The following is a 15,966-nucleotide window of genomic DNA, read 5'->3' on the forward strand; positions in this document are numbered from 1 at the left end:
GATGGGTATCAAGGAATCCGCCGTGCGTTATGACCTGACCAGCTTAGATATTTTCATCACTGTCGCGGAAGAGAGGAACTTGACGCGAGTGGGCCGCATGAAACACTTGGCGGTCTCTGCGATCAGCAAGCGCGTATCTGAACTCGAAAACCAGGTTGGATCGCCGCTCTTGGTGCGTAACGCCCGAGGAGTGGATCTCACCCCGGCGGGACAATCACTGCTTTTCTATGCGCGGCAGGTGAGGCAGACGCTTTCGCAGCTTGACCAAGAACTTGGCGACTATACAGCGGGGGTCAAAGGTCATCTGCGTATACATGCGATCACCTCCGCTCTTTCTCAGTTCCTTCCTCAGGACATCGCCGACTTCGTTTCGCTTTATCCGCAAATCAAGTTCGACATCGAGGAACGAGTCGGGTCTGCGGTCATTCGGGCGGTTGCGGATGGCCGAGCAGATCTTGGCATCATTGCCAGTCAGACACCTGCTCAAGGGTTAGAAGCAATACCGTATCGCAATGATGAACTGACGTTAGTTGTACCCGCTGGGCATGTGCTCGCGGGACGTAAGACCATCCGCTTCAAGGAAGTGCTGGAGCACGAATTTGTCGGGCCCCATCTTGAAAGCTCGATGCACACGTTGCTGACCACCGAGGCTGAGAAACTGGGCATGGCGCTCAAGCTTAGAATCAGGATCAGCAGCTTCGACTGCATGTGTCGGATGGTCTCTGCGGGGCTGGGGCTGGCCGTCCTGCCACGTAGCGTAATCAACCAATACCTGCGCAGCCACAAGTTGAAAGCGGTGACGCTGGACGAGCCTTGGGCCCGCAGATCGTTGCAGTTAGTCGTCAAAAGATACGACACGGCCTCATCCACACTCAAAACTCTCATCGACAATTTGAGGCTAACAGAGGACTAATTGAGCGTTCTCCTTTGGAGAACGCTGCTATGGCGATTCATCAATTTTCACCAGTCTGAAGTAGTCCTAGTATCGGCTCATCAGCGGTATAGATCGGCTAGCCCCCGAATCCCGCGACCATTATAAAAAGCCTGAGCGATACGAGAATGACCGAGACTGCCTACGACCTCATCAATCATCTGGTGATCGACGAAGAGCAATTTGCCTATGTTGATCTGACCAAGATGCTTTCCTCCGCACAGGTATCGAAACTTCCTTATTCGATCCGAATTCTGCTGGAGAACGTAGCGCGTTGCTCCCCTGAAGCATTGCCGTCTGTGCTGGCTCGTGCCACTGGTCAAGGCCCTGACTGTGAAGTGCCATTTCAGCCTAATCGATTGATGTTCCATGACACCACCTGTCTGCCTGCGTTGGCTGACTTTGCTGGTATGCGCGATGTTGTAGCTGAGCTGGGAGGCGATCCAAAAACCATGAATCCGCTGATTCCAGCGGTGTTGGCGATTGACCATTCCGTAATCGTTGAGCACTACGCCGAATCGGATGCGGTCGAGCAGAATCTGGACATTGATTTTCGCCGCAACAGCGAGCGCTACCGCTTCATCAAATGGGCTCAGAAGAGCCTGACCAATTTCGGCGTGATTCCTCCTGGCACCGGCATCATTCACCAGATGAACATGGAAGCCTTGGCACAAGTGGTGTGGGAAAGCACCACCGAGGATGGCAAGCGGCTGCTGCATCCCGACGATATGGTGGCGACCGACAGCCACACTCCCATGATCAACGCCATCGGTGTGCTGGGCTGGGGTGTCGGTGGTCTGGAAGGGCAGGCAGCCATGGTTGGCGAACCGGTGCCAATCAGCTTTCCAAAGGTTGTCGGTATCCGCGTCACCAATGCGCTGTGTCCCGGGGTGACTGCTACCGACCTGTCATTGCATGTGGCGGAAATCCTGCGCAAGCGTTCAGTCGTCGGTAAGTTCGTGGAGTTCACTGGCCCTGGGCTTTCCGGCCTGAGCTGGGCCGCACGCGGCACTGTCTCCAACATGGCGCCCGAATACGGCGCGACCGTGGTGTTCTTCCCGTTCGACATCGAAACCCTTTCGTATCTGGAGCTCAGCGGCCGGTCGCCGGAGCTTTGCCGGAAAGTCACCAGCTACATGAGCGCTCAGCCTCTCTGGCGTCGCGATGAGTTCGCCGAGCCGGAGTTTGATGAGCTGATCGATCTGGATCTGGCTGCGATTGAACCCAGTGTCGCAGGCCCTCACCAACCGCATCAGCGTCAGAAGCTTTCGAATGCTGCCGCTTCATTCCATCGGGAAGTGATGGGTGAAGGAAAGTTGATCACGGCTCCTACGCAGCAAAGCTTTTTCGAACCATCTTTCGGCCAGCCGATCACTCATGGCGCGGTGGTGATGTCGGCGATAACCAGTTGCACAAACACCGCGAATCCCGCGCAGATGATCCAGGCTGGCTTGCTGGCCCGCAAAGCTCGCGAGCTGGGCGTTCAGAGCAAGCCCTGGGTAAAAACTTCCTTGTCTCCAGGCTCTCGCGTCGTTGCGGACTATCTGGCGGAGGCAAACCTGCTTGAGGATTTCTCGGCGCTGGGATTCGATCTGGCAGGTTTCGGATGCATGACCTGCATCGGTAACTCGGGCTCGCTTGAAGAGCATGTAGATCGGTTCGCAGATCAAGGCCTCAAAGGCGTTGTGGTGCTGTCGGGTAACCGTAACTTCGAAGGGAGAGTAAACCCGAAGATCCCAGCGGGATACCTCGCTTCTCCGGCTTTGTGCGTGGCTTATGCCATTGCGGGCACCATTGATATCGACCTCCAATCTGATCCGCTGGCCAATGATCGTGATGGCAAGCCCGTGTACTTGCGCGATTTGATGCCTTCGGACGGAGAGATTGCCGAGCAAGCTGCGAAAGCAGTGAAGCCCGAGTTCTTCCAGCAGCGTCTGGCCAAGGTTTGGGAAGGCACCCACCACTGGCAAGCTCTGTCGGCAGAGGGCAGCGTGCAATTTCCTTGGAGCCCTGACTCGACGTACCTGCGTCGGCCCCAATACCTGGCTGACATCGCTCGCGAACCTAAAACGAGCTTGGCGATCAGCGGCGCTCGTACGCTGATGGTGCTGGGTGACAACGTGACCACCGACCATATTTCCCCAGCCTACTCCATTCCGGCAGATAGCCTGGCAGGCCAGTGGTTGCTCGAACGCGGTGAAGATCCGGCAGACCTGAACCAGTACTCCACCCGCCGCAGTAACCATGAAGTCATGTTGCGTGGTGCCTTCACCAATAAGTCGGTCAAGAACCTGCAGCTGGGTGAGAACCAGCCAGGGCTAGGAGTATGGGCCTGGAACGCGGATCACAGTGCCTGTCTGCCGCTGTATGAGGCAGCCAAAAGTTATGCTGCCCAGCAGACCCCAATGGTCGTTTTTGCAGGGATCAACTATGGCGCAGGCTCCAGTCGTGACTGGGCGGCGAAAGCTCAGGCTCTGCTCGGAGTTAAGGCGGTGGTGGCGCAAAGCGTTGAACGTATCCACCGCAGTAACCTGATTGGCATGGGTGTGATTCCACTGCAATTCAAAAATGGGCAGTCAGTGAGTGACCTCCATCTTGCGGGTGATGAGCGCTTCGATTTCATTGGCCTGGATGACCTGGCTGTAGGTGACAACCGAGTGACCCTGGTTATCCATCGTGACAATGGTGGCCAACAGCATGTGGAGCTGAGTGTCCGTTTGGATTCGCTGCAAGAGATTCGTTATCTGATGCATGGAGGCGTTCTCCCGTTCGTCATCCGCAAAGTGGTAGCGCGAACGCAGCACTGATTCGACCCCGGCCTCGCTCAGGGGCCGGACAAAATGCGATTAACAATAAGAAGGACGCATCTATGCACAGCGATGATCAAGGCGCAGGCACCCGCTTGCCTGCTTCAAACGGCGCAACCCGCCGTACTGTACTCAAACAGATGGGCACTGTAGCCGGTATTTCAGCGCTGGGTGCGTTATTGCCCTCTGGTCTCGCGCAGGCCGCTAGCCTTCTTAATAACAATACTGAGTCACGGAGAAATACCCCTATGTACGCCTATGTCGGGTCGCGCACTACACGTGAGCGTAAAGCACGCGGTGAAGGGATCACTGTTTACAAGGTCGATCAGGACGCCGGCACGCTGGCCCTTGTGCAGGTCGTTAAGGATCTGGTTAACCCTTCATTTCTTGCTCTCAACAAGGCCGGAGATCGGTTGTACACGGTGCATGGAGACCTGACAGAAGTCAGTGCTTTCAGTGTCGATAAAGCCACTGGCAAGCTCACGTTCATCAACCGCCAAAGTTGTGAAGGAAAGAACCCGGTTCACCTGGCGCTCGACCCCTCACAGCGCTTTCTGGTTGTCTCCAACCACGTTGGTGGATCGCTAGCGGTCATGAACATCGCCGAGGATGGATCGCTCGGCAGTATCAACCAATTGCTTAAGCTGGAAGGCCCGCTAGGCCCTCACCGCGTCGAGCAGCCATTCGCTAAGCCGCATTTCAACCCGTTTGATCCTTCGGGCCAGTTTGTGCTGGTGCCTGACAAAGGCCTGGATAGGGTGTTCAGCTTTAAATTCGACAACGGCAAGTTGTATCCGGCAGATCAGCCTTTTGTGACCAGCCGAGAAGGCGCAGGGCCGCGTCATCTGGCGTTCCACCCCAAGGCTGGGTTTGCCTATGTGATCAATGAGCTTGATTCAAGCGTGACCGCGTACCGGTTCAATGGCCAGACCGGAGCGCTTTCGCCGATACAAGTATTGCCGTCATTGCCCGCGACCTTCACCGGCAACAGCCGTGCTTCAGAGATTGAGATCGACCGCAGTGGCCGTTTCCTCTACGCGTCGAACCGGGGCTACGACAGCGTGGCCGTATTCGCCATTGATCAGGGCACCGGGATGCTCAGCTCGGTGGAGTTCATGCCCACTGACGGCAAGACGCCGCGCTTTTTCACCCTCACGCCTAACGAGCGATTCCTGTTTGCGCTCAATGAGGACAGCGACACCATTATCTCGATGGCGACGGATGCCAAGACCGGTGCGTTGAGTAAGACGGGATTCACGGTTTCAACCGGTAGCCCAGTCTGCATGATTTTCTCGGCCTGACCGGTCGAGTCTTACAATAATGAAGGGAGCGGGCTAAGGTCTGCTCCGATGAGGTCGCCATGAATAACAACAAGCCTGATGAATCCGCCATCGTACGTAAGGTTACGTTGCGCATCATCCCGTTCGTTTTTCTGCTCTATATCGTGTCCTACCTAGACCGCGCCAATATCGGCTATGCGGCCTTGCAAATGAATAAAGAATTGGCGCTATCCAGTGAGGCCTTTGGATTCGTCTCGGGCATCTTTTTCATTGGTTACTTCCTGTTTGAAGTTCCCAGCAACGTGATGCTGAACAAATTCGGAGCTCGGGTCTGGATTGCCCGGATCCTTGTAACCTGGGGCGCGATTGCAGCACTGACTGCCTTCGCACAAACGGCCAATCAGCTCTACATACTTCGCTTCTTCCTTGGCGTTGCTGAAGCGGGCTTTTTCCCGGGCATCATTGTCTACCTGACCTTCTGGTTTCGCTCCAAGGAGCTGGCCACGACGGTTGCGCTGTTTACTGCAGCTATCCCCGTGAGTTACATCATCGGTGCCCCGATGAGCACCTGGATCATGGACAACATCAGCTGGTTCAACTGGAGTGGTTGGCGCTGGATGTTGTTCCTCGAAGGTATTCCTGCTGTCTTCTTGGGTGTTGCTTGCTACTTTTACCTGACGGACAAACCGGAGCAGGCCAAATGGCTCAAGCCCGAAGAGAAAGCCTGGTTGCTCGAAGAGCTTGAGCGTGATCGTCAAAGCCGCAAAAACGTCAAGCATCTGAGTGTGCTCAAGACGATGACCAACCCTAAGGTGTTGTACCTGAGCTTCATCTACTTCGTGTATCAGTGCGGAAGCCTGGGTATTGGCTACTGGATGCCACAGATCATCAAGAGCTTTTCGGAGTCCTTGACGCACACCCAGATTGGTTTGATCGCAATGCTGCCTTACATCGTTGCTACTGCCGCAATGATTGTCTGGTCGCGAAGCTCCGATAAGCGCAACGAGCGCAAGTTGCACTCCGCCATTCCGTTGCTCATCGCGGCATTAGGTATGGTCGGTGCAGGTGTGTTGCAAAACCCCTACCTCGCAACGGCGATGATCTGTGTCGCTCTGTCCGGCCTTTACAGTTTCAAATCGCCGTTCTGGGCGCTGCCAACCCTCTTTCTCGACCGTACCACCGCCGCAGTCTCGATTGCCGTTATTAACTCCATCGGCAACCTGGGCGGTTTCGCCGGGCCATCGTTGATCGGCATGGTCAAAGGCAATAGCCAAAGCGCAGCCACTGGCCTGTTGTTCCTGAGTGCATTGCTAGTGGCCGGTTTTCTCATGACCATCCTGATGCGCGTCAACAATAAAAGCGAGGCGGAGGCGGGCAATCCGGTAACCCGAGAGGCTCACTAAGCAAATTATGGCTGGCAGCATCCAGATCGGTGCTGCCAGTTCTAAGTCTCGTAAATGGCGTCATCGCCATCCCCAGAAAGCGTTGTTCAACTCTCTGATTTTTCGCGTTCTTTGAAATCGGCCACATCTGACCGAGATGGGCTCTGCTGTGTCGCATTTGGAGCAGACATGCATCAAAATAAAAATGTAATTCGCACTTTGATCACAGTTTCACCGTGCTTTGCCGTTGGCATGGTCAATGCTGAAGGCTTCGTTGATGACAGCAAAGCAACTCTGCAAACTACAAACTACTACTTCAATCGTGACTTTCGTGACGGCGCGGGCCAAAACAAGCGCGAAGAGTGGGCTCAAGGATTTATCCTTGATTATCGTTCTGGCTACACCCCTGGCACTGTAGGTTTCGGTTTGGATGCAATGGGAATGTTAGGGCTCAAACTGGACTCCAGTCCTGATCGAACTGGCTCTGGTCTTCTACCTACGCATGATGATGGTCGCGCAGCCGATGAGTTCAGTCGTTTGGGGCTGACCGCCAAGGCCAAGATTTCTAAAACAGAGTTCAAGTACGGAACATTCATCCCAAAGCTGGCGACGGTGCAAGCCAACACTGGCCGGATTTTGCCGCAGACATTCCAAGGCGGCATGGTCACGATGAAAGAATTCGATGGCCTAACCCTGACCGGGGTTCGGTTCAATCGAGTGACTGATCGTGACTCCACCGATGCGCAAAATATCACGCTCAACAATCGTAACCGACGCTTCACCACCACGGCAGAAGGCGATGACTACTGGATCGGCGGTGCTGATTACCAGATCAACAAGTCATTTGTGATCAGCTACCAGCATGCCGAACTTCAGGATGTCTACAGCCAAAGTTTTTTCGGTCTCGTCAACAACCTTGATATTGGCCCTGGCAAGCTGAAAAGTGACCTGCGCTACATGCTCAGCGATGACGCTGGCGCGGCTCGCGGCGGGAAGATTGATAGCGGTGCTCTCAATGGCATGTTCACCTACATCCTGGGTGGGCATGCCTTCGGTGTCGGTTTGCAAAAGATGAACGGCTCCACATCGATGCCGTACATCAACGGTACCGACCCATACCTGACCAACTACATTCAGATCAACGATTTCGCTGAGCCAGGCGAGCGTTCGTGGCAGCTGCGTTACGACTATGACTTCGCGGCAATGGGTGTTCCGGGTCTGACATTCATGACGCGTTACGTCAGTGGCGACCATGCAGACGCCAAGACCTCCACAACAGAAGGTCACGAATGGGAGCGCAATACGGACGTCGGCTATGTGATACAGAGCGGTGCTCTCAAGAACGTCGGCTTCAAATGGCGTAATGCCAGTTATCGTTCCAGCTTTGCTCGCGGAATTGATGAAAATCGACTGATTGTTTCCTACACCTTGCCAATTTGGTGAGGACTACTGAACTCATACTTGGAGCAAACAAATGACCTCTCTCGACCGTGATGTGCTTGAAGACCTGGCCCCGGAAGGTGTGCTGCGCGCCGCGATTAATTTCGGCAATCCTGTCTTGGCTCAACAGGGGCAGGATGGTTCGCCTCAAGGCGTATCGGTGGCATTGGCCAAGGCTTTGGCTCAGGAGCTGAACGTGCGGCTGGAGATGGTCACCTTCGACGCCGCCGGCAAAGTGTTTGCGGCGCTTGAGGAGAGCGTATGGAACGTGGCGTTTCTGGCCATTGAACCGGTGCGCGAAGAGCAGATCGCGTTCAGCGACCCTTACGTCATTATCGAGGGTACTTACCTGGTGGCAGCTGAGTCGACCTACCAGCATGTCCAGGATCTCGACCAGTCAGGGCTGAAAATCGCGGTGGGCAAAGGCGCAGCCTATGACCTGTTTCTTTCTCGCACTTTGAAGCATGCGCAGCTTGAACGAGCTGCAACATCTGCTGGTGCCGTGGATCTGTACATCGAACAGTCCCTGGATGCGGCTGCAGGTGTGAGGCAGCCGCTGGAGGAAGTTGCTGCCAGCAACTCTGCATACCGCGTTCTTGATGGCGCCTTTACTTCCATCAGACAGGCAATGGCCGTTCCGCGAGCTCGTGAAGCAGGGGCAGCCTATGTCCGGGATTTCGTCGAGCGCAAAAAGGCAGAGGGTTTCGTGCGTGCTGTTTTGAACGATAACGGTAAGACCGACGTGACTGTCGCGCCTTTGGCGTAAGAGAAGCAGGGTTTCATCCCGCCATTCTGAATTGCAAATGCGTGCAAGCGCTTAATTGAAACTGAGGTAAGAAAATGGCCAAGGCCGCAGATGTCGTCGTGCAATGTCTGGAAAACGAAGGCGTGAAATACGTTTTCGGCATTCCCGGCGAAGAAAATCTCGATCTACTCGAGTCCCTGCGCAAATCACAGATCAAACTGGTGCTGACTCGCCACGAGCAATCCGCAGGCTTTATGGCGGCGACTTATGGTCGTCTGACCGGCAAGACCGGCGTCAGCCTGTCGACCCTGGGCCCTGGCGCGACCAACCTCGTAACCGCCGGCGCCTACGCTTATCTGGGCGGTATGCCGATGCTGATGATCACCGGCCAGAAGCCGATCAAGAAGTCCAAGCAGGGACGGTTTCAGATCATCGACGTCTGCGACATGATGGCCCCGATCACCAAGTACACCCATCAGTTCGCTTCAGCGGACAATATCCCGGCGCGCATGCGTGAAGCCTTCCGTCTCGCCGAAGAAGAGAAGCCAGGTGCTGTGCACTTGGAACTGCCGGAAGACATCGCTGCCGAGCAGACCGACAGCATGCCGATCCCTCCGAGCTTGCACCGCCGTCCGCTTGCCGAGCACAAGTCAGTCGAGGCCGCTGTCGAGAAGCTGCAGAAGGCCCGCAGTCCGATCCTGGTGATCGGCGCCGGCGCCAACCGCAAGATGACCGCCAAAGTCCTGCAGCAGCTGATCGACAAGACCGGCATTCCGTTCATTACCACCCAGCTGGGCAAAGGCGTGGTCGATGAGCGCCATCCACGCTTCCTCGGGAACGCTGCGCTGTCGTCTGGTGATTTCGTTCACCGCGCTGTGGAAGCCGCTGACCTGATCATCAACATCGGCCACGATGTGATCGAGAAACCGCCGTTCCTTATGGTGCGTGGCGGCACCGAGGTCGTTCACATCAATTTCCGCTCCGCTGAAGTCGATGCGGTCTACTTCCCACAGATTGAAGTGATCGGTGATATCGCCAATGCCGTGTGGCAGATCGGTGAAGCGCTGAGCGACACCTCGCATTGGGATTTCACCCGTTTGCTGGATATCCGCGAAGCCAATGAAACGCAGATCGCCGAAGGCGCGGACGACGATCGCTTCCCGATCTACCCGCAGCGTCTGGTCGCTGACGTTCGCCGTGTGCTGCCTTCAGAAGGCATCGTCGCGCTGGACAACGGCATCTATAAGATCTGGTTCGCGCGTAACTACAAGGCGCACAAACCCAACACCGTTCTTCTGGACAACGCCCTTGCGACCATGGGGGCCGGTCTGCCATCGGGCATGGCGGCGCACTTGGTGCACCCCGATCGTCCAGTGATTTCGGTGTGCGGCGACGGCGGCTTCATGATGAACAGCCAGGAACTGGAGACTGCTGTACGTCTGGGCATGCACATCACCGTAGTAATCCTGCGTGACGACGGCTACGGCATGATTCGCTGGAAGCAGGCGAACATGGGCTTCACCGATTTCGGCCTGGACTACGGCAACCCGGACTTCGTGAAATACGCCGAAGCCTACGGTGCCAACGGCCATCGTGTGGAAAGTGCCGAAGGTCTGTTGCCGCTCCTGGAGTACTGCATCAAGACTCCGGGCGTGCACGTGATCGACTGCCCGGTCGACTACTCCGAGAACGACCGCATCCTTAATACGGAACTGCGCGAGCGCAGCGCGGCCATCTGAATCACGGCGGGCAAGTGCCCGCCGTTTCTTCATTCGTGAGCACAGGATTTTTCCATGCAACTGAAAGACTCAACCCTGTTCCGTCAACAGGCATACATCAATGGCGCCTGGGCTGATGCCGACAGCGGCCAGACCATCAAGGTCAGCAACCCGTCCACAAACGAGATCTTGGGCACCGTCCCAAAAATGGGGGCCGTTGAAACCCGCCGTGCCGTCGAAGCCGCCGAGAAAGCCCTGCCAGCCTGGCGCGCACTGACCGCCAAAGAACGTGGCGCCAAGTTGCGTCGCTGGTTCGAGCTGATGATCGAAAACCAGGATGACCTCGGTCGCCTGATGACCTTGGAACAAGGCAAGCCGCTGGCTGAAGCCAAAGGCGAAATCGCCTACGCTGCCTCGTTCATCGAGTGGTTCTCCGAAGAAGCCAAGCGCATCTACGGCGACGTGATTCCTGGCCACCAGCCAGACAAGCGCCTGATCGTGCTTAAGCAGCCAATAGGCGTCACCGCTGCCATCACCCCGTGGAATTTCCCGGCGGCAATGATCACGCGCAAGGCTGGCCCGGCACTGGCCGCCGGCTGCACCATGGTGCTCAAGCCGGCATCGCAAACCCCGTATTCCGCACTGGCGCTGGCTGAACTGGCCGAGCGCGCCGGCATTCCTGCGGGCGTGTTCAGCGTGGTGACGGGCAGTGCTGGCGACATCGGCACCGAACTGACCAGCAACCCGATTGTGCGCAAACTGTCGTTCACCGGCTCGACCGAAATTGGTCGTCAGCTGATGGCGGAGTGTGCCCACGACATCAAGAAAGTCTCGCTGGAGCTGGGCGGCAACGCGCCGTTCATCGTGTTCGACGACGCAGACCTGGATAAGGCGGTCGAAGGGGCGATCATCTCCAAGTTCCGCAACAACGGTCAGACCTGCGTCTGCGCCAACCGCATCTACGTGCAGGACGCGGTTTACGACGCCTTCGCTGAGAAGCTGAAGGACGCCGTGGCCAAACTGAAGGTAGGCGACGGTCTGATCGAAGGCACCACCACCGGCCCGCTGATCGATGGCAAGGCTGTGACGAAAGTCCAGGAACACATCGAAGACGCTGTCTCTAAAGGTGCCAAGGTGCTGTCCGGTGGCAAGTTGATCGAAGGAAATTTCTTCGAACCGACCATCCTAGTCGACGTACCAAAGACTGCCGCAGTCGCCAAGGAGGAGACCTTCGGCCCACTGGCGGCTCTGTTCCGCTTCAAAGATGAAGCCGAAGTCATCGCCATGTCGAACGACACAGAGTTCGGTCTAGCGTCGTACTTCTATGCGCAGAACATGAGCCGTGTGTTCCGTGTTGCCGAGGCATTGGAGTATGGCATGGTCGGCATCAACACCGGGTTGATCTCAAACGAAGTCGCGCCGTTTGGTGGCGTGAAGTCTTCTGGCCTAGGCCGTGAAGGCTCGAAATACGGAATTGAGGATTACCTGGAAATCAAGTACTTGTGTCTGAGCATTTGATGCATGGAGAGGCGGAGTCGAAAATATTCCGCCTCACAATCTCCCTCAGTGAGTCATCGAACTATTCAGGGCACACCTCCTGTTTTCCATCTAAGCCATATGGCACTAGATGAAATCAGGACAGCGATTGCGGATCGTTGACGAACGATGGTGTCGCGAGGTCATGAACCTATCGGCTGTTGCTGTGATATCAGTGCTCTTTTCGCTTCGAATCACACAATCCATTGGGCAATGTTGTCTGCGTTGAGTCATCGAGCGTCAGTGTAGTGGGGGAGGAGCGTTCTGTAGGAATGACTGCTTCCCAAACCGGTCAGTCGTGATAGGCAGAAAACGCCCCAGGCTGTGAAAAAACGCGGGCACAGTCTTGAAGACTGCGTTGCTACGTAAAATCTGTCGGCGTTGGTTGATCAGCAGACCAAAAATTTGCGCAGAAACGCGATTTTCGTTTCGATCCTGACAGTCAAACTTGCTCCTAGGCCCCATTGTGTGTCCGGGGCCGAGCGGCCAATTGCGAGCGGGGCGTCAAGATGGCCAAGGCAACCGCCACGATGAAGAGCGCCGGCACGTCACCTGCCAAGTGCCCCATTTGCCCCGGCTGGGTGACCGCCTGGACGGCCATGATTCCTCCGTGTACGGCGCTAGACCACACGGTGAACCAGATTATGCTCAGATTGGCTAATGGATCACGTGCGGCCAGGATCAAGAACACGCCAAGTGTGGCGTAGATGCCAACGATCATCATCGGGTAGTCCGAGTGGCCGACGTGCCAGGCCCAACCGGACGGCCAGAACAACATGAGTGGATAGAGAGCAAGGCACGCGAGGCCAGCCAAAACTAGAACGACACGCAAATACCTGAGGCGTTCGACTACGGTCATCGCGGATTCCTCCTTGGGCCTAACTGGACGGAAAGCCCAATCTGCTCAATCAGTTCCAGCAGGAACTTCAGTCGAAGGTAGGGACAAACATCCCTGTCTTAACGTTACTCATCGAGACCAAGGTTTTGAAGCGCTTAACGTTGTTGCTTTCAAAAAATAATTCTCGGGTGAGCTGGGTGTATTGCTCCATGTTTTTCACGAGCATGATCAGCACGAAGTCGCATTCTCCGGCGACGTAAAAGCACTGCTGAACCTGGGGACAGGCAAGGAACGATCTCTTCATGTCGTCCAACAAATCCAGCCTCTCGTTCTCCACCTCCACTTCAGTAATGACAGTAAGCGTATAGCCCAACATTTCCGCGCTGACCTGGGCGACCGTGCCTCGTATGACGCCATCGGCGGACATCTTCTTCAGGCGTCTGTTTACTGCAGCGGAGGACAGATTGACCTTGGCTCCAAGATCCTGCTGCGAGGTACCCGCGTCTCGCTGTACTGCATCGAGTAAAGCCAAATCGAAGTGATCAAGTGTCATTGAGCGCTGTCCGTAATCGAGTGGCGGGAAATACCGGGAAAACGCAATGAAAATTCATAAATAGGCTAAAAATCAAGCTTTTCGTACGCTCTAAGCGAATAAAATTTCTCCATGAGCACGAATGTGGCATGACAGCCATGGTTCCGCGTCACTGGAGGAAAGTCGGATGATCACGGGTACAAAACTGCAGATGAACGGCTCGCTGCTACTGGAGCAGATCCATGCGCTTGGGCAAATTGGCGCGGACGCCGAACAGGGCGGCAGAACCAGGATCGCTCTGACGGATGCTGAAAAAAGTGGGCGCGACCTGGTGGTCGGTTGGATGCGTAACCTTGATCTCGACATTCAGGTCGACCGTATTGGCAACGTGTTCGGCACTCTGCGCTCGCCAAGCGACGATGGTGATCAACATCCGCTGATGATGGGTTCGCACATCGATACCGTGACCAACGCAGGTGCGCTGGATGGTTGCTACGGGGTGTTGGCCGGGCTGGCGGTCATTCGCGCCTACCGTGATGCCGGCGTTCTGCCCGAACGATCCATCACGGTCGGAGCGTTCACCAATGAGGAAGGTGTTCGATATCAGCCCGATATGATGGGCTCGCTTGTGTACGCAGGCGGTCTATCAGTGGAAGCAGCGCTGGACACGATCGGTACCGACGGAACGCGACTTGGCGACGAACTGCAGCGTATCGGTTATGCGGGATCGCTAGAGCCGGGTGCCATCGTTCCACATGAGTACATCGAGCTTCACATTGAGCAGGGGCCCATCCTCGAAGCCGAAAATACCTTGATTGGCGTTGTCGAAAACCTACAAGGGATTTCCTGGCAGCAAGTTGAAGTCAAGGGCAATGCCAATCATGCGGGTACCACCCCGACGCGTCTGCGTCATGACGCGGGCTTTGTCGCCAGTTCCATCGTGGCAGAACTGCGAGCCATTGCCGTGGAGGCGGGCACTACGCTCGCGACGGTGGGTTGCATGAAGTTCGAACCCAATGTGATCAACGTCATCCCTCGTAAGGCGACCTTTACGGTCGACCTGCGCGACCCCGACGAGGACATGCTGGTCAGTGCAGAAAACCGGCTGAGCACGTATCTCGCTGGCCTCGCTGATCAGGAAGGTGTGACCATCACCACTGAACGCCTTGTGCGTTTCGAGCCTGTGATTTTTGACGCTGAGCTTGCTGATGAGATTGAGGCTTCCGCCAAGCGGTTTGGCTTCAGTCATCGCCGAATGACATCGGGCGCAGGTCATGATGCGCAAATGATCGCCCGCATGGCGCCGGCGGCGATGATCTTCGTGCCTAGTCGCGGTGGTATCAGTCACAACCCTCGCGAGCATACCGACGATGACCAGTTGATTCAGGGCGCACAGGTGCTGCTCGACGTTGTGAGTCGTCGCCTCACCGCGTCCTGATTCCCCCTATTTATCCCAGCCCGCTGAGGCCTGCTTCAGCGGTACGGGCTTCCTGTTGCCTTTAGAAAGGAGCGCTGAATGTTTATTGCTAATCCCAAGGCCAGCCGCCTGCCGTATCCAGAATCACTGAAGTCGGTCATGAGCATCGCCAAGGCCAACGAGAGCCGTCAGTGGTTGTCTCAGTGGTCTCGACTTAATGCTGGAGCAACCCCGTTGTACTCTCTGCCTGACCTGGCCGAAGAGCTTGGAGTCTCTGAAGTTCTTATCAAAGACGAGTCCGTGCGTTCGGTGTTGGGAAGCTTCAAAGCGTTGGGTGCCCCCATTGCATTGGTTCGTTTGATCCTTCGCAGTTTCCCTGAGCAGCACTTCGACCCCCGTGGGCTTCTGGAGGGTCAATACGCTGATGCATTGGCGGACTTCACCGTGATCAGCGCCACCGATGGGAACCACGGTAAAGGGTTGGCAGCCGCCGCTCAGAGCATTGGTTGCCGTTGCGTCATCGTGCTGCATGCCAATGTCAGTATCGAGCGCGAGGATGCCATCGCGGCCTACGGCGCGCAGATTATCCGTATCAAAGGCAACTATGACGAGTCGGTCGAAGAGGCGGCCTCGCTGGCCGCAACCAACGATTGGACTGTCGTCTCCGATACCTCCTACGAAGGTTATGAAGTGATCCCGCGCGATGTCATGCAGGGTTACGGAACCATTGCGGCCGAGATCATTGAGGCGTCGGCAGGTGATGCGGCAAAACCTGCATTCACCCATGTCTTCCTGCAGGGCGGGGTAGGTGGTCTGGCAGCGGGAATTGTGAGCTACCTGTGGGAGCAATACGACGCAGCCCGACCGACCTTCATCATGGTTGAGCCAGCTCAGGCTGACTGCCTGTACCAGAGCGCGCTTCAGGGAAAACCAGCCAAGGCAACAGGCTCGGTGGACTCGGTCATGGCCGGTCTGGCCTGTGGCGAAACCTCTCCTCTGGCCTGGCGCTTCCTTGAGTCCAGTGTCGATTTCTTCATGACCATCCAGGACGACGAAGCCGTAGCGGCCATGCGTCGCCTCGCTGCTGGCAGCGCTCGGGATATACCGCTGGTTGCCGGTGAATCCAGTGTCGCTGGACTGGCCGGCCTTATCCGGTTGGTCAACGGAGACAGTGCGGCGGCAGACATGGGTATCAACTCCAGCTCCCGTGTCCTGTTCATCAGCACAGAGGGTGCTACTGCCCCAGGCGTTTACGCCGACCTGCTGGGCGAGACCGATGCATCCGTCCTTGGGCGCCAGAAAGCTTGGGCGCCTGGCGTCTGATCATATTTGTACATTCA

12 protein-coding genes are annotated in these 15,966 nt (G+C 56.2%); 10 read left to right on the forward strand and 2 right to left on the reverse strand.

Annotation, left to right across the window (positions count from 1 at the left end):
- Position 1: 1 nt before the first annotated feature.
- The 8 genes from ACEN8E_RS13705 (at position 2) to gabD (ending at position 11,821) form a co-directional block, all read left to right on the forward strand.
- Entirely contained in the window at positions 2-913 is a 912-nt protein-coding gene (locus ACEN8E_RS13705; protein ID WP_495593082.1) for a LysR family transcriptional regulator, read from the forward strand.
- Positions 914-1,059: 146 nt separating this feature from the next.
- Complete coding sequence (gene acnA / locus ACEN8E_RS13710; protein WP_495593083.1) at positions 1,060-3,738, forward strand: aconitate hydratase AcnA; 2,679 nt, start codon at positions 1,060-1,062, stop codon at positions 3,736-3,738.
- Positions 3,739-3,986: 248 nt separating this feature from the next.
- Positions 3,987-5,039: a lactonase family protein gene (locus ACEN8E_RS13715; RefSeq protein WP_495593318.1), complete on the forward strand. Its 1,053-nt coding sequence runs from the start codon at positions 3,987-3,989 to the stop codon at positions 5,037-5,039.
- A gap of 59 nt (positions 5,040-5,098) precedes the next feature.
- On the forward strand, positions 5,099-6,421 hold the full coding sequence (locus ACEN8E_RS13720) for an MFS transporter (protein WP_495593084.1): 1,323 nt from the start codon (positions 5,099-5,101) through the stop codon (positions 6,419-6,421).
- Between the two features lie 168 nt (positions 6,422-6,589).
- Positions 6,590-7,843, forward strand: coding sequence for an OprD family porin (locus ACEN8E_RS13725; RefSeq protein WP_495593085.1), 1,254 nt, complete (start codon positions 6,590-6,592; stop codon positions 7,841-7,843).
- 31 nt (positions 7,844-7,874) lie between these two features.
- Positions 7,875-8,606, forward strand: coding sequence for a transporter substrate-binding domain-containing protein (locus ACEN8E_RS13730; RefSeq protein ID WP_495593086.1), 732 nt, complete (start codon positions 7,875-7,877; stop codon positions 8,604-8,606).
- A 74-nt stretch (positions 8,607-8,680) separates the two neighbouring features.
- Positions 8,681-10,324, forward strand: a complete 1,644-nt coding sequence (locus tag ACEN8E_RS13735) for an acetolactate synthase large subunit (protein ID WP_495593087.1) — start codon at positions 8,681-8,683, stop codon at positions 10,322-10,324.
- 54 nt (positions 10,325-10,378) lie between these two features.
- Positions 10,379-11,821, forward strand: coding sequence for an NADP-dependent succinate-semialdehyde dehydrogenase (gabD, locus tag ACEN8E_RS13740; RefSeq protein WP_495593088.1), 1,443 nt, complete (start codon positions 10,379-10,381; stop codon positions 11,819-11,821).
- Positions 11,822-12,293: 472 nt separating this feature from the next.
- Here gabD and ACEN8E_RS13745 read toward each other — a convergent pair whose 3' ends face one another.
- Positions 12,294-12,698, reverse strand: coding sequence for a DUF6632 domain-containing protein (locus ACEN8E_RS13745; RefSeq protein ID WP_495593089.1), 405 nt, complete (start codon positions 12,696-12,698; stop codon positions 12,294-12,296).
- Positions 12,699-12,765: 67 nt separating this feature from the next.
- Complete coding sequence (locus ACEN8E_RS13750; protein WP_494373015.1) at positions 12,766-13,230, reverse strand: Lrp/AsnC family transcriptional regulator; 465 nt, start codon at positions 13,228-13,230, stop codon at positions 12,766-12,768.
- 166 nt (positions 13,231-13,396) lie between these two features.
- On the opposite strand from ACEN8E_RS13750, the gene ACEN8E_RS13755 reads away from it, so the two are divergent.
- Positions 13,397-14,647: a Zn-dependent hydrolase gene (locus ACEN8E_RS13755; protein WP_495593090.1), complete on the forward strand. Its 1,251-nt coding sequence runs from the start codon at positions 13,397-13,399 to the stop codon at positions 14,645-14,647.
- A gap of 78 nt (positions 14,648-14,725) precedes the next feature.
- Entirely contained in the window at positions 14,726-15,949 is a 1,224-nt protein-coding gene (locus ACEN8E_RS13760) for a diaminopropionate ammonia-lyase (protein WP_495593091.1), read from the forward strand.
- The last annotated feature ends 17 nt before the right edge of the window (positions 15,950-15,966 follow it).

It is taken from the genome of Pseudomonas sp. Pseusp9 (assembly GCF_059491265.1).

Bases quoted from the DNA above. Each gene is read 5' to 3' on its own strand.
- ACEN8E_RS13705 (WP_495593082.1), top strand. From the start codon at position 2: ATGGGTATCAAGGAATCCGCCGTGCGTTATGACCTGACCAGCTTAGAT.
- acnA (WP_495593083.1), top strand. From the start codon at position 1,060: ATGACCGAGACTGCCTACGACCTCATCAATCATCTGGTGATCGACGAA.
- ACEN8E_RS13715 (WP_495593318.1), top strand. From the start codon at position 3,987: ATGTACGCCTATGTCGGGTCGCGCACTACACGTGAGCGTAAAGCACGC.
- ACEN8E_RS13720 (WP_495593084.1), top strand. From the start codon at position 5,099: ATGAATAACAACAAGCCTGATGAATCCGCCATCGTACGTAAGGTTACG.
- ACEN8E_RS13725 (WP_495593085.1), top strand. From the start codon at position 6,590: ATGCATCAAAATAAAAATGTAATTCGCACTTTGATCACAGTTTCACCG.
- ACEN8E_RS13730 (WP_495593086.1), top strand. From the start codon at position 7,875: ATGACCTCTCTCGACCGTGATGTGCTTGAAGACCTGGCCCCGGAAGGT.
- ACEN8E_RS13735 (WP_495593087.1), top strand. From the start codon at position 8,681: ATGGCCAAGGCCGCAGATGTCGTCGTGCAATGTCTGGAAAACGAAGGC.
- gabD (WP_495593088.1), top strand. From the start codon at position 10,379: ATGCAACTGAAAGACTCAACCCTGTTCCGTCAACAGGCATACATCAAT.
- ACEN8E_RS13745 (WP_495593089.1), bottom strand. From the start codon at position 12,698: ATGACCGTAGTCGAACGCCTCAGGTATTTGCGTGTCGTTCTAGTTTTG.
- ACEN8E_RS13750 (WP_494373015.1), bottom strand. From the start codon at position 13,230: ATGACACTTGATCACTTCGATTTGGCTTTACTCGATGCAGTACAGCGA.
- ACEN8E_RS13755 (WP_495593090.1), top strand. From the start codon at position 13,397: ATGATCACGGGTACAAAACTGCAGATGAACGGCTCGCTGCTACTGGAG.
- ACEN8E_RS13760 (WP_495593091.1), top strand. From the start codon at position 14,726: ATGTTTATTGCTAATCCCAAGGCCAGCCGCCTGCCGTATCCAGAATCA.